This window comes from Serratia ficaria (genome assembly GCF_900187015.1).
In the GTDB taxonomy this organism is placed as follows: domain Bacteria; phylum Pseudomonadota; class Gammaproteobacteria; order Enterobacterales; family Enterobacteriaceae; genus Serratia; species Serratia ficaria.
Window position 1 is genome coordinate 1725030 of sequence record NZ_LT906479.1, and the last position, 14501, is coordinate 1739530.

The following is a 14501-nucleotide window of genomic DNA, read 5'->3' on the forward strand; positions in this document are numbered from 1 at the left end:
TTGAGGTTTTAATGAGTACCTTAACTTGTTTTAAAGCATATGATATTCGTGGGCAGCTTGGCGAAGAGCTGAATGAAGACATTGCCTACCGTATCGGCCGCGCCTATGGCGAATACCTGAAACCCCAGCGCGTGATTGTGGGCGGGGATGTGCGCCTGACGAGCGAGGCGCTGAAGCTGGCTTTGGCTAACGGGCTGCGGGATGCCGGTGCCGATGTATACGATATCGGCATGAGTGGAACAGAAGAAGTGTATTTCGCCACTTTCCATCTGGGTATGGATGGTGGCATTGAGGTTACGGCTAGCCATAACCCAATGAATTACAACGGTATGAAGTTAGTTAAAGCCAATGCCCAGCCGATTAGCGGTGATACGGGCCTATTGAATATCAAGCAACTGGCGGAAGACAACAATTTCGCGCCGGTTGATGAAAGCCGGCGTGGCAGTTACCAGACTCTTTCTGTCCTGAATGAGTATGTGGATCATTTGCTGAGCTATATTGATGTGGCTGAGTTGAAACCGATGAAACTGGTCATCAACTCAGGTAATGGCGCTGCCGGCCACGTTATCGATGAGATCGAGCGTCGGTTCAAACGTGATAATATCCCGGTCTCTTTCGTCAAGGTTCACCACCAGCCTGATGGCCATTTCCCTAATGGCATTCCCAACCCGCTGTTACCAGAGTGCCGCGCCGACACCGCCAAAGCGGTAGTTGAGCATCGGGCGGATATGGGCATCGCCTTCGACGGCGATTTTGACCGTTGTTTCCTGTTTGATGAAAAAGCCACCTTCATTGAAGGCTACTACATCGTTGGCCTGCTGGCCGAGGCTTTCCTTCAGACTCACCCCGGTGCCAAGATCATTCACGACCCTCGCCTTTCCTGGAACACGATTGACATTGTCAATCAGGCCGGCGGCGTACCGGTTATGTCGAAAACCGGGCATGCCTTTATCAAAGAACGCATGCGCAAGGAAGACGCTATCTACGGCGGCGAGATGAGCGCGCATCATTATTTCCGCGATTTCGCGTATTGCGACAGCGGGATGATCCCATGGCTGCTGGTCGCCAGCCTGCTTTCAGCCAAAGGCAAAGCGCTGAGTGCATTGGTGAAGGATCGCATGCGCGCCTATCCGGCATCCGGCGAGATTAACCGCAAGCTGCTTGATGCCAAGACTGCCATTGATCGCGTTTTGAACGTCTATAAAAATGATGCTCTGGTTTTTGATATGACTGACGGTATTAGTCTTGAGTTTGATGAATGGCGTTTTAATTTGCGCACCTCAAATACCGAGCCTGTCGTGCGTTTGAACGTTGAATCAAAGGGGAACGTTGAACTGATGCAGAAGAAAACTAAAGAGATTCTGGCACTCTTAGGCGGAGAATAACAATGAAAGAGATGTTATTAGCCATCTACGGTTATCGGGGTTTCATTTGGAGCAGTATTAAACGGGACTTTCAGTCCCGTTATCAGACCAGCATGTTGGGGGCGCTGTGGTTGGTATTGCAGCCGTTAGCCATGATTTTGGTTTATACGCTGGTATTTTCCGAGGTGATGAAGGCCAGGATGCCTGATAACTCTGGTCCTTTTGCTTACAGTATTTATCTGTGTTCCGGGGTGCTGACGTGGGGTCTATTTACCGAGATTCTTGATAAGAGTCAAAGTGTATTTATCACCAATGCCAACTTAATCAAAAAACTCAGCTTCCCGAAAATATGTTTGCCGGTCATCGTTACCGCATCGGCGATTTTAAACTTCGCCATCATATTCAGTTTGTTTTTGGTCTTCCTTGTTTTTACCGGTAATTTCCCAGGGGTTTTATTCTTCTCCGTGCTGCCGGTTTTGGCACTGCAGGTCCTGTTCACCGTCGGGCTGGGAATGACATTGGGGGTGATGAACGTATTCTTCCGCGACGTCGGGCAGTTTGTAGGCGTCTTGCTGCAGTTCTGGTTCTGGTTTACACCTATCGTCTACGTATTGAATTCGCTGCCGGAATGGGCAAGAAAATCACTGATGTATAACCCAATGGCTCGGGTAATGCAGTCATACCAGTCGATATTTGCCTATCATCAGCAACCTAACTGGTACTCATTATGGCCGGTATTGGTACTGGCAATAATATTCTGCGCGTTTGGGATGAGACTGTTCAGGAAGCATGCTGCAGATATGGTGGACGAGTTATAATGAGTTATATCAAAGTACATAATGTTGGCAAAGCATACAAACAGTACACCTCTAAAACCGGGCGCCTGGTTGAATGGATTTCGCCATTTAATACCGTCAAGCATAAGCTGAAGTGGATCCTGCAGGACATCAGTTTTAACGTTGAGCCTGGCGAAGCGCTGGGTATTATTGGGATCAACGGCGCAGGTAAAAGCACATTATTGAAGTTGATTACCGGCACTGCCAAACCCACCTGCGGCGACATTGCTCTTTCTGGCCGTGTGGCCGCGCTGCTGGAGCTCGGGATGGGCTTCCATTCTGACTTTACTGGCCGCCAGAATGTTTATATGTCCGGGCAGTTGCTGGGTATTTCCGTCGAAAAAATTACGGAACTGATGCCGGAAATCGAAGAGTTCGCCGAAATCGGCGATTATATCGATCAGCCAGTCCGTGTTTATTCAAGCGGTATGCAGGTGCGACTGGCATTCAGCGTTGCAACGGCGATTCGGCCGGATATTCTGATTGTCGATGAGGCATTGTCCGTCGGCGACGCCTATTTCCAACACAAAAGTTTCGAGCGGATACGCGAGTTTCGCAAGCTAGGCACTACGCTTCTGCTGGTTTCACATGACAAGCAGGCGATCCAAAGCATATGCGACAGGGCTATTTTGCTGAATAAAGGCAGGATAGAGATGGAGGGTGAGCCGGAATCCGTAATGGATTATTATAATGCGTTGCTCGCCGACAAGCAGAACTTGTCTATTCGCCAGGTTGAAAATAACGGAAAGTTACAGACCCGTTCCGGCTCGGGTGAAGCGAGCATCACCGATATTCGTCTGTTGAACGATGAGGGTGAAAGCATCGAGGTGGCGACAGTGGGGCAGCCTGTTAATCTGCAGGTTAAAGTGCATATCAATGAGGCACTTCCCGAACTGGTTGTGGGGTATATGATTAAAGACCGATTAGGACAGCCGGTTTTTGGCACCAATACCCATCACCTGGGGCAGCCGCTGTTTGAGCTGAAAGAGAATGATTCTAGAACCTTTTCATTTGCTTTTTCAGCCAACTTGGGCGTTGGATCCTACTCGGTTGCGGTCGCTTTACACACGTCTGGAACTCACGTTGGCAAAAATTACGAATGGCGCGATTTAGCGGTCGTTTTCAACGTGGTGAATTCAGACGAGAAAGAATTTATTGGAGTAGCCTGGTTGCCTCCTAAGTTGGAGATTTTTGAATGAGTGATGATTTCTATCGCGTTTTTGAGGAAAAGCATCGGGGTAGCGTACAGGACATCAAACAACGCTTATCCGTGTACCTTCCTTTCATCACGGCGTTGGCAAAAATTTACCCTTCAGCTGAAGTTGTCGATGTGGGCTGTGGGCGTGGAGAGTGGCTCGAAACCTTAAGGGACAATGCTATTCCGGCCATGGGGGTCGATCTGGATGATGGCATGCTCGAACGCGCCTTGCAGGTCGGCCTGAACGTGAAGAAGATGGATTGCCTGGACTTTCTCCAACAGCAGGCAGACGCCAGCCTGCTGGCCATTACCGGTTTTCATATTGCCGAACATCTGCCCTTTGAGGTTTTACAGTCATTGGTCAAAGAGGCTCTGCGAGTGTTAAAACCTGGCGGCCTGCTGATTCTGGAGACGCCGAATCCTGAAAACGTGAGCGTCGGAACCTGCTCTTTTTATATGGATCCCACCCACAACCATCCGCTGCCCCCCGCGCTGCTTGAGTTCATTCCAAACTATTACGGCTTTCTGAGAACCAAGATACTGCGCCTGCAGGAAAAATCCGCGTTGAGAGACTCGGACTCGTCGGTTTATTTGGTCGACGTGTTGAAAGGCGTCAGCCCCGATTATAGCCTGATTGCCCAGAAAGAGGCCGACGAGTCGATTGTCCGCGAGTTAGATTCTTATTTCGATAAAGAATATGGGATTACTCTCGATGGCCTGAGCGATCGCTATGACCAACGCTTGCAGAGTCAATTTAAGCGAGTGGATAAGGCGCAGCGTGCGCAGGCGGCGAAACTTCACGACATGGGCAATCAATTGGAGCGCGTCCGGCACCAATGGGATAAATCGCATCAGGAACTGATGGCGGTACATGCCCACAATCAAAGCTTGCAGCAACAACTCATTGATGTGCATGCCAGTAATTCTTGGCGTGTGACTTATCCATTACGGTGGGTTTCTTGTCAGCTGCAGGCTGTTCGGGATGAAGGCATCAAAGCCCGGGGCCGCAAGGCGGTCAAAAAGGTTTTGAGAAAAACGATCAATACGACTCTCGGCCTGTTCCATGAGCATCCAAAGTTCAAAGGCTTTGTGCTCTCCAGCGCTAGAAAGCTGGGCGTATACCGGTTGCTGCAATCTGTTTTCCGACGCGTTTTGAATTCCGCGCCTAACTATCACGCCGATCTTATGGCGAATGAACGTCATGTTGTTTATCAGGAGAATATGACGACCAGGGCCATTGATCTGTATGAACAGTTAAAGAACGCAAATAATAAGAAGCACGGAGAGTCATAATGCGCATTGTTATTGACCTGCAAGGGGCACAAACGGAAAGCCGCTTTCGTGGGATTGGTCGCTATACTATTTCGATCGCCAAGGCGATTATCCGCAACAACAGCCAACACGAAATCTTTATCGCTTTGTCCTCATTATTCCCGGAAACCATCGCCGACCTGAAGGCGCAGTTTAGTCGCCTGGTTCCGGCCGAAAATATCGTGGTTTGGTATGCGCCTGGCCCGGTGCGAGCGATGGAGAGGCACAATGCCTGGCGGGGCGAATGCGCGGAGTATGTTCGCGAAGCCTTTTTACACAATCTTGAACCTGATGTTGTGTTTATCACCAGTTTGTTTGAAGGGCATGTGGATAACGCGGTGACCTCGATCGCCAAATTCACGCCTAAAACAAAAGTGGCGGTGTTGCATCATGACCTGATCCCATTGGTGCAATCGGACGTATACCTTCAGGATGAAGTTTATAAAGAATACTACCTTAAGAAAGTCAATTGGCTGAAGAAAGCCGACCTGCTGCTCACCAACTCGGACTACACCTCTGCCGAGGTGATGGAATGGTTGGATGTCCCCGCAGACAAGGTGTGCACGATCTCTGCTGCGACAGAGGAGCATTTTGTTATCAGCGAGGCATCAGACGATGAATTTTCCGCTTTAAAACAGCGATACGGCATTACCCGCGATGTCGTGCTGTATGCTCCGGGCGGTTTCGATTCCCGTAAAAACTTCAAACGTTTGGTTGAAGCCTATAGCAAATTGGCGCCGGCATTGCGTGAAAAAAACCAGTTGGTCATCGTCAGTAAGCTGTCGGAAAGCGATCGCAGCTACCTGAGGTCTATTGCTCAAAACGTTCAGCTGCGTGAAGACGAGATGATCCTGACCGGGTATGTGTCGGAACAAGATTTGGTCGTTTTTTATCAGTTGGCCAAGCTGTTTGTTTTCGCTTCGCTGCATGAGGGGTTTGGTCTGCCGATTTTGGAGGCCATGACGTGCGGCGCGGCGACTATCGGCTCTAACGTAACCAGTATTCCGGAAGTGATAGGCTACGCCGACGCCTTGTTTGATCCTTATTCAGTGGAATCAATTAAAGAGAAGCTTCATCAGGCGTTGAGTGATGAGGTTTTCCTCGGCAAGCTTAAGCAGCACGCGATGGAGCAGGCCGGCAAGTTCTCGTGGGACAAGGCGGGAATTACCGCCTTGGCGCGCTTTGAACAATTGGTTTCCGATGGCGGAGAAGTGATGCCCGAGACGGTAACATCATCGCAATTGATTGCCGCCATCTCCGCGATCGCATGCCGCGAAGAACCTACAGATAACGATTTACGCTCCACCGCCGAAGCGATGGACCGCAATGCCAAACGGTTGGAACTGCAGGGGATTGATTTGGCTGCGTTGTCCTGGCGTGTCGAAGGGCCTTATGACAGCTCCTACAGCTTGGCTCTGGTGAATAGAGAATTCGCGCGGGCGCTCAGTCGGGATAATGTTGAGGTTTTATTGCACTCAACGGAAGGGCCGGGCGACTTTGCTCCGAGTGAAGCCTTCCTGAATGATGAGAACAACGCGGATCTGAAAGCATATCATCAACGGGTTCAGCAACGGAGCGATAGGCCGGTTAACGTATTGAGCCGCAACCTCTATCCGCCACGCGTCAGTGACATGAAGGCCGATGTGAAGCTCCTGCATTGCTATGCCTGGGAAGAAAGCGGTTTTCCGCAAGGTTGGATCAACAACTTCAACCGTGAGCTGGATGCGATCCTTTGCACCTCCGAACATGTACGTAAAGTATTGATCGATAATGGCACCAAGGTTCCCGTGTTTAACGTAGGGAACGGGTGCGAGCATTGGGAACGCATTCAGTCCGCGCAGCAACCGCAGCTGAACGCCAAGACATTCAGGTTCCTGCATGTTTCTTCGTGTTTCCCGCGCAAGGGCGTTCAGGCGATGCTGGCGGCTTATGGCGCCGCATTCACCGCCCAGGATGACGTTTCCCTGATCATTAAAACCTTCGCTAATCCGCACAATGAAGTGCAGGCTTGGCTGAAGCAGGCCCAGAAGCAGCATGCCAGCTATCCTGACGTCATTATCATCGAACAGGATATGCCGGAGCAGGAGCTGAAGGCGCTCTACGAGTATTGCGATGTGTTGGTGGCGCCAAGCTGCGCCGAAGGGTTCGGCTTGCCGATTGCGGAAGCTATGCTGAGCGGCTTGCCGGCGATCACCACCGATTGGAGCGGGCAGCTTGATTTTTGCACGCCAGAAAACTCGTGGCTGGTCGATTACCGTTTTGAGCGCGCGAAGACACACTTTGGCCTGTTCTCTTCGTCATGGGTCGGCGCCGACGTCGAGAATCTGGCAGAGGCGATGAAACAGGCCGCCGCTACCGACAAGACGCAGCTATCCGCTATGGCGGCAAAAGGCCGCGAGCTTATTCTCCGTCAGTTTACCTGGGACGATGTCGCCCAGCGATCGGCCGCGGCGGTCGGCGCGTTGCGTAAGCATTTCGACGTCGCGCAAGAGGGCGCCCGCATTGGTTGGCTTTCGACCTGGAATACCAAATGCGGCATTGCCACCTACTCGCAACATCTGGTCGCTGACATGCCGAGCGATCAGATCGTGATTTTCGCACCGACAGCGAATGATCTGGTTCATGCGGATGAAAGCAACGTTCTGCGGAGCTGGGTGGTTGGCAAAGAAAACAACTATCTTGATGCCCTGGATGCGCAGATCGAAACGCTGCGTTTGAATACGCTCGTTATCCAGTTCAACTACGGGTTCTTTAACCACCGCGAGCTATCGGCCTTCATCGAAAGGCACCACCAGGCGGGCAGGGTTATCGTTATGGCCATGCATTCGACGGTCGATCCGCTGGAAAAAGAGCCGCACTGGAACTTCCGGTTGTCAGAAATGGTCGACGCGCTGAAAATGTGCGATCGTTTGCTGGTGCACTCTATTACCGACATCAACCGCCTGAAACAGCTGGGTCTGGTCAATAATGTGACCCTCTTCCCGCACGGGGTGATTAATTATCCCGCCAAGGCGCCGGTGGCCGCCAAACGCAATGCGCTGCCGCTGGTGGCGAGCTACGGTTTTTGCTTGCCTCACAAAGGGTTGAAAGAGCTCATCGAAGCGGTGGCCTACCTTAAAAAGGCGGGTAAACCTATCCGCTTAAGGTTGGTTAATGCGGAATATCCCGTCAGTGAATCCGCCGCCCTGGTGCGCGAGCTTAAAGCGACGGCGGCTAATCTGAAGGTTGAAGATCTGGTCGAGATGCATAACGATTTTCTGGATGACAAAGAAAGTCTGCGTTTGCTCTCTGATGCCGATCTGCTGGTCTTCGCTTATCAAAACACCGGCGAGTCAGCCAGTGGTGCGGTACGCTACGGCATGGCGACGCATAAGCCCGTGGCTGTGACGCCGTTAGCCATCTTTGACGATCTCGGCGATGCCGTCTTCAAATTCGAGGGCGCCTCGGCAACGGAGGTGGCCGAGGGCATTGCCGAAATTATCTCTGATATCGCTAAAAACTCGGCGAGTGCAGTTGAAACACAGCGCCGTGCGGATGCATGGTGCGAACAGCATGATTACCATGCCGTCGCCAGAAGGCTTGAAAATATGTGTACGGGTTTGTTAAGAGCCAAGCACTTCAAGTAGCCCCTGGGTTTTAGCCCTTTCAATGCAGCAGGCGCCGTTTTGCCCTGCTGCATTGTATCTATATGCTGAAAGCATAAATATTCCATGGAATATGACCCTAGATGAAAATAATTCTTTCTGTTGAGCCAATCAAGTTTCCGCTAACGGGCATAGGGCGTTATACCTATGAGTTGGCAAAGGGCTTGCAAAGCAGCAACGAAATTGAAGAGCTTCATTTTTTTTCCGGCACTCACTTTTTATCAGATATTCCCACAGCAAAAAATACATCTGATGGGAGTCACCGGTTAAAAAAAATTGTGCAGAGCAACTCTCTGGCGATTGAGGCCTATAGATTGCTGATGCCGCGCCTCAAAAAGAAGGCGCTGCGTGGCTATGAACGTTGCCTTTTCCATGGCCCTAACTTTTTTCTCCCTCCCTTTGATGGCCCCTCCGTCGCAACGTTTCATGATCTTTCTCCGTTTAAATGGGAACACTGCTTCGATCCCAAAAGGAACCGTTTTACCCAGAAAGAAATGTTAAGCGCATTGTCCCGGGCTAATGGTCTTATAACGGTATCGAACTATATCCGTAACGAGATTCATGAGTATTTTGACTACCCGCTTGAAAAGATTCACACGGTCCATTTGGCCAGCTCTCCCGATTTTTACCCGCGCAAGGCGGAGCAGGTATCCAGCATTTTAAAAAAATTTGGCTTAGCCTATAAAGGCTTCACCTTATTTGTTGGTACCATTGAACCGAGAAAGAACATCCTTTCTTTAATCCACGCCTATAGAAACCTTCCGGGTGAGCTACGCACTCGTTATCCGTTAGTTCTCTCTGGCTATAAGGGATGGCGCAATGATGACATCATGCAGGAAATCGAACGAGGGCAGCGTGAAGGCTGGCTCAAATACCTGGGATTTGCCGCCGCGGAGGAATTACCGCTGTTGTACTCTGCCGCCAGCCTGTTTGTTTTCCCTTCGCACTATGAAGGCTTCGGGCTGCCGGTGCTGGAAGCCATGAGCTCAGGAACCCCGGTAATCTGTTCTAACAGCTCCTCGTTGCCGGAGGTGGTGGGCGGCGCGGCGATGGCCCATGCCCCGGAGGATGTCAGTTTATTAACGGAGCTCATCACCAGGGGCCTGACGGATGAACAGTGGCGCAAAGAGGCTGTCGAACTAGGGTTGTCAAATGCAGCAACGTTTTCCTGGCAAAGTTGCACTCGCCAAACTTTAGACGTTTATCAAAAACTGGCCAATAATGATTAAAGTACTCCATTTCTATAAAACTTATTATCCAGACTCTTTCGGCGGCATCGAGCAAGTGATATATCAGCTTGCTGAAGGCGGTGTCGAGAAAGGCGTCTCGACGGATGTCCTGTCCGTGACGCCTGCGGATAAGGATAGTTGCGAAGTTATTTCACAGCATACTGCCCATAAAGTCAGACAAGATTTTAGCATTGCGTCTAACCCTTTCTCGCTTCGCGTCATAAAGAAGTTTAAAGAGCTCAGCGAACAAGCGGATATCATTCACTACCATTTCCCATGGCCTTACATGGACCTCGTGCACTTCCTTTCGGGGGTCAAGAAGCCGACGGTGGTTAGTTATCACTCTGATATAATTAGACAAAAAAACCTGCTGCGGCTTTATAAACCGTTGATGCACCTGTTTTTGCGCAAGGTAGATTGCATTGTTGCGACATCGCCGAACTATGTGGCCACCAGTGACGTATTGGAGACCTTTAAAGACAAGGTCACCGTAATCCCGATAGGCCTGGACAAAGCGACGTATCCCGTACCGGAACAGAGCCGGCTGGATAAATGGCAACGGCAGATCGGTCAGCCGTTCTTCCTGTTTATCGGTACGCTGCGCTATTACAAAGGTTTGCATATCCTGCTTGAGGCTGCCATCGGTGCAGACTACCCGATCGTGATTGTCGGCGCCGGGCCGATAGAAAGTGAGTTGCGCGAGCAGGCCCAAAATTTGGGGCTGAAAAACGTTCATTTTCTTGGGGCGTTGCCGGATGAGGATAAAACGGCACTATTGATGCTGTGCTACGGCATTGTGTTTCCTTCACATTTGCGTTCCGAAGCGTTTGGCATATCGCTGCTGGAAGGCGCCATGTACCGAAAACCCATGATTTCCAGTGAAATCGGCACCGGTACCACCTTCATCAATATCGATAACCAGACCGGATTGGTGATCCCTCCGTCGGATCCCTCCGCCTTGCGAAAAGCCATGGATAAGCTGTGGGGCAACCCTCGGTTGGCAGAGCAGTTCGGCAATAAGGCGTATGAACGCTACGAGGAAATGTTTACTTCAAAGCAAATGGTTGAGGAGTATACGAAAATCTACAGGTCGCTGCTGGCACGCCAAAATGAGCCCGGCTGAAGCCGGCCGGCCGGTGCCCTGTCGGCTTGAAGCGGTTGCTTGTTTTGTGAGCTCCGTCAGCCAGTTACTGAAAATTTAAACGAGATATGTGACCTATCGCACCAATCACTACCCACACGTATCAATCCTGAGTTAACATGTTTGCCACATCAAAAACCTGTTGGCCGTAGGCCGTTAACAGGTGTCATCCTCAGACAGGAGTTCCTAATGTCCAAGCAACAAATCGGCGTTGTCGGCATGGCGGTAATGGGCCGCAATCTGGCACTGAACATCGAAAGCCGTGGTTATACCGTTTCCATCTTTAACCGTTCAGCCGACAAGACTGACGAAGTTATCGCTGAGAACCCAGGTAAAAACCTGGCGCCGTACTACAGCGTCGAAGAGTTTGTCGAATCGTTGGAAAAACCGCGCCGCATCCTGCTGATGGTGAAAGCGGGCGAAGCTACGGACAAAACCATTGCCTCTCTGACGCCGCACCTGGATAAAGGCGATATCCTGATCGACGGTGGCAACACCTACTATCAGGATACAATCCGCCGTAACCGCGAACTGTCTGACCAGGGCTTCAACTTCATCGGCACCGGCGTGTCCGGCGGTGAAGAGGGCGCGCTGAAAGGGCCTTCCATCATGCCTGGCGGCCAGAAAGAAGCTTACGAGCTGGTGGCGCCAATCCTGGAAAAAATCGCTGCGGTAGCGGAAGGCGAGCCTTGCGTGGCCTATATCGGCGCTGACGGCGCCGGCCACTATGTGAAAATGGTGCACAACGGCATCGAATACGGCGACATGCAGCTGATTGCAGAAGCTTACTCGCTGCTGAAGCAGGCGCTGAACCTGAGCAACGAACAGCTGGCCGAAACCTTCGCCGAGTGGAACAAAGGCGAACTGAACAGCTACCTGATCGACATCACCAAAGACATCTTCACCAAGAAAGACGAAGAGGGTAAATACCTGGTTGATGTGATCCTGGACGAAGCCGCCAACAAAGGCACCGGCAAATGGACCAGCCAGAGCTCTCTGGATCTGGGCGAGCCGCTGTCGCTGATCACCGAATCGGTGTTCGCGCGCTACCTGTCCTCACTGAAAGAGCAGCGCGTTGCCGCCTCTAAGGTGCTGACCGGTCCTAAAGCGACGCCGGTAAGCGGCGACCAGGCCGAATTCATCGAGAAAGTGCGCCGCGCGCTGTACCTGGGCAAAATCGTTTCTTATGCGCAGGGCTTCTCTCAGCTGAAAGCGGCTTCCAAAGAAAACAACTGGGATCTGCACTACGGTGAAATCGCCAAGATCTTCCGCGCCGGCTGCATCATCCGCGCCCAGTTCCTGCAGAAGATCACCGACGCTTACGCTGCAGACGCGGACATCGCCAACCTGCTGCTGGCGCCATACTTCAAGCAAATCGCCGACGAATACCAGCAGGCGCTGCGCGACGTGGTGTCCTATGCAGTACAGAACGGCATCCCGACGCCGACCTTCTCTGCGGCCATCGCTTACTACGACAGCTACCGTTCAGCGGTGCTGCCGGCCAACCTGATCCAGGCGCAGCGTGACTACTTCGGTGCTCACACCTACAAACGCATCGACAAAGAAGGCGTGTTCCATACCGAATGGATGGAATAATCCCGCCCGTTGAGCGATAAAAAAAGCCGCCGAGGTTAACGCCCGGCGGCTTTTTTATTGCCTGCAATCCAGGATCACTTCTGATGCCGTTCGCGCAGGCGGCCGATCACCTTGCTCAAGTCCAGATCCTGATCCTGCAGCAGCACCAGCAGGTGGTAAATCAGGTCCGAGGCTTCGTTGGTCAGCTCTTCGCGGTCGTTGACCGTGGCGGCCAGCGCGGTTTCCACGCCTTCTTCCCCGACCTTCTGCGCGATGCGCTTGGTGCCGCTGGCGTACAGGCTGGCGGTGTACGAGCTGTCCGGGCTGGCGGTCTTGCGCTCCGCCAGCAGCTGTTCCAACCGGTACAGGAAGCCCCAGTCGCTGGCGGCGGGGTGGAAGCAGCTGCTGTTGCCCAGGTGGCAGGTCGGGCCGATCGGATTGACCAGCACCAACAGCGTGTCGTTATCGCAGTCCGGGGTAATGCTGACCACGTTGAGGAAATGGCCGGAGCTTTCGCCCTTGGTCCACAGCCGCTGTTTGGTGCGCGAGAAGAAGGTGACCTTGCCGCTTTGCTCGGTTTTCGCCAGCGCCTCCTGATTCATATAGCCCAGCATCAGCACCTCGCCGGAGACGGCGTGTTGCACGATAGCCGGCATCAGGTTGTCGGTTTTTTCCCAGTCCAGCTGGTTTCTCTGTTGTTCTGTTAACACACGCGAATCTCCACGCCTTGTTCGACCAGGAACCTTTTCAGTTCGCCGATATTAATGATTTGTTTGTGGAACACCGAAGCCGCCAGAGCACCGTCGACGTCCGCATCGCGGAACGCTTCCAGGAAATGCGCCATGGTGCCGGCGCCGCCGGAGGCGATCAACGGCACCTTGCACAGCTCGCGCACCAAGCGCAGCTGCTGCAGATCGTAGCCGTTGCGCACGCCGTCCTGATTCATCATGTTCAGCACGATTTCGCCGGCGCCGCGGCGCTGCACTTCCTGCACCCAGTCGAGGGTTTCCCACTGGGTGACGCGGGTGCGGCTCTCGTCGCCGGTATATTGGTTGACGTGATACTTGCCGGTTTCGGCTTCGAACCAGGTATCGATGCCCACCACGATGCACTGCACGCCGAAACGGTCTGCCAGGCGGCTAATCAGCTCGGGATCGGCCAGCGCCGGCGAGTTGACGGAGATCTTGTCGGCGCCGAAAGACAGGATCTGGCTGGCGTCCTCGGCGCTTTTGATGCCGCCGGCGACGCAGAACGGGATATCGATCACTTCCGCCACGCGCGACACCCAGCTCTTATCCACCACCCGGCCGTCGGACGAGGCGGTGATATCGTAGAACACCAACTCGTCCGCGCCTTCCTGCGCATAACGCTGCGCCAGCGGCACGATATCGCCGATGATTTCATGGTTGCGGAACTGCACGCCTTTCACTACCTGCCCGTCTTTGACATCCAGGCACGGGATTATCCGTTTTGCCAGCATGCGATCGCCTCCTCTACGTTGAATTTACCTTCCAGCAGGGCGCGCCCCACGATCACCCCTTCAACGCCGCTGCCGCGCAGCTGGGCGATGTCGTCCAGGTTGCCGATACCGCCGGAGGCCTGGAAGGCGACCTGCGGGTAACGGCGGGTGATTTCCTGATACAGCGCCACGTTGGAGCCGGCCAGGGTGCCGTCGCGCGAAATGTCGGTGCACAGCACGTGCTTCAGGCCGTAGGGCAGGAACTGCTCCACCACCTGTTCCAACGTAGCGTCGGAGTTCTCCTGCCAGCCGCTGATCGCCACGCGTTTGGCGCCTTGCGCGTCGATGCGCACGTCCAGCGCCAGCACCAGGGCGTCGGCGCCGTAGCGCTCGAACCAGCTCTGCACCAGCCGGGGCTGCTTCACCGCGGTGGAGCCGATCACCACGCGGGTGGCGCCGGCGTCCAGCAGGGCGACCACGTCCTGCTCGTTGCGAATGCCGCCGCCGACCTGCACCGGCACGTTAACCCCGGCCAGCAGCTTGCGCAGCAGCGGGATCTGGCGCGCCGCCGGATCCTTGGCGCCGGTCAGGTCGACCAGGTGCAGCACCTGCGCGCCCTGTCGTTGATAATCCTGCAGCCGCGAGTGCGGATCGTTGCCGTAGTCGCGCTGCTGGCCATAATCGCCCTGATGCAGGCGCACCACGTTGCCGTCGATCAAATCCAAAGCCGGAATAATCATGCTG

Annotated in this window: 11 protein-coding genes; 8 read left to right on the forward strand and 3 right to left on the reverse strand. The window is 53.2% G+C overall.

Annotated features, from left to right (window positions below; translation table 11 throughout):
* Positions 1-11: 11 nt before the first annotated feature.
* The 8 genes from cpsG to gndA all read left to right on the forward strand — a co-directional run bounded on the left by cpsG (position 12) and on the right by gndA (position 12319).
* A complete protein-coding gene (cpsG, locus tag CKW09_RS08225) occupies positions 12-1385 on the forward strand; it encodes a phosphomannomutase CpsG (RefSeq protein ID WP_061798540.1) in 1374 nt (457 codons plus the stop codon).
* A gap of 11 nt (positions 1386-1396) precedes the next feature.
* Positions 1397-2182, forward strand: a complete 786-nt coding sequence (locus CKW09_RS08230; RefSeq protein ID WP_061798541.1) for an ABC transporter permease — start codon at positions 1397-1399, stop codon at positions 2180-2182.
* On the forward strand, positions 2182-3399 hold the full coding sequence (locus CKW09_RS08235; protein ID WP_061798503.1) for an ABC transporter ATP-binding protein: 1218 nt from the start codon (positions 2182-2184) through the stop codon (positions 3397-3399). Before CKW09_RS08230 ends, CKW09_RS08235 begins: the two co-directional genes overlap by 1 nt.
* Positions 3396-4691, forward strand: coding sequence for a class I SAM-dependent methyltransferase (locus tag CKW09_RS08240; RefSeq protein ID WP_061798504.1), 1296 nt, complete (start codon positions 3396-3398; stop codon positions 4689-4691). Before CKW09_RS08235 ends, CKW09_RS08240 begins: the two co-directional genes overlap by 4 nt.
* Positions 4691-8335 (forward strand): glycosyltransferase, encoded by a 3645-nt coding sequence (locus CKW09_RS08245; RefSeq protein WP_095096647.1) that lies wholly within the window; start codon positions 4691-4693, stop codon positions 8333-8335. Before CKW09_RS08240 ends, CKW09_RS08245 begins: the two co-directional genes overlap by 1 nt.
* Before the next feature lie 101 nt (positions 8336-8436).
* Positions 8437-9582 carry a glycosyltransferase family 4 protein gene (locus CKW09_RS08250; protein ID WP_095096651.1) on the forward strand — a complete coding sequence of 382 codons (1146 nt, stop codon included), beginning with the start codon at positions 8437-8439 and terminating at the stop codon, positions 9580-9582.
* The gene (locus tag CKW09_RS08255) at positions 9575-10705 is read left to right on the forward strand and encodes a glycosyltransferase family 4 protein (RefSeq protein WP_095096654.1); all 1131 of its coding nucleotides are present in this window, start codon (positions 9575-9577) and stop codon (positions 10703-10705) included. Before CKW09_RS08250 ends, CKW09_RS08255 begins: the two co-directional genes overlap by 8 nt.
* Positions 10706-10912: 207 nt before the next feature.
* Positions 10913-12319, forward strand: a complete 1407-nt coding sequence (gndA, locus tag CKW09_RS08260) for an NADP-dependent phosphogluconate dehydrogenase (protein ID WP_095096657.1) — start codon at positions 10913-10915, stop codon at positions 12317-12319.
* A 74-nt stretch (positions 12320-12393) separates the two neighbouring features.
* On the opposite strand, the gene hisIE is transcribed toward gndA, so the two are convergent.
* The 3 genes from hisIE to hisA are packed head-to-tail and all read right to left on the reverse strand — an operon-like array spanning position 12394 to position 14497.
* Entirely contained in the window at positions 12394-13008 is a 615-nt protein-coding gene (hisIE, locus tag CKW09_RS08265; RefSeq protein ID WP_095096660.1) for a bifunctional phosphoribosyl-AMP cyclohydrolase/phosphoribosyl-ATP diphosphatase HisIE, read from the reverse strand.
* A complete protein-coding gene (gene hisF, locus CKW09_RS08270; protein WP_061798513.1) occupies positions 13002-13778 on the reverse strand; it encodes an imidazole glycerol phosphate synthase subunit HisF in 777 nt (258 codons plus the stop codon). Before hisF ends, hisIE begins: the two co-directional genes overlap by 7 nt.
* Positions 13760-14497, reverse strand: a complete 738-nt coding sequence (gene hisA / locus CKW09_RS08275; protein WP_095096663.1) for a 1-(5-phosphoribosyl)-5-[(5-phosphoribosylamino)methylideneamino]imidazole-4-carboxamide isomerase — start codon at positions 14495-14497, stop codon at positions 13760-13762. The genes hisF and hisA overlap by 19 nt, the downstream gene beginning before the upstream one ends.
* Positions 14498-14501 lie beyond the last annotated feature (4 nt).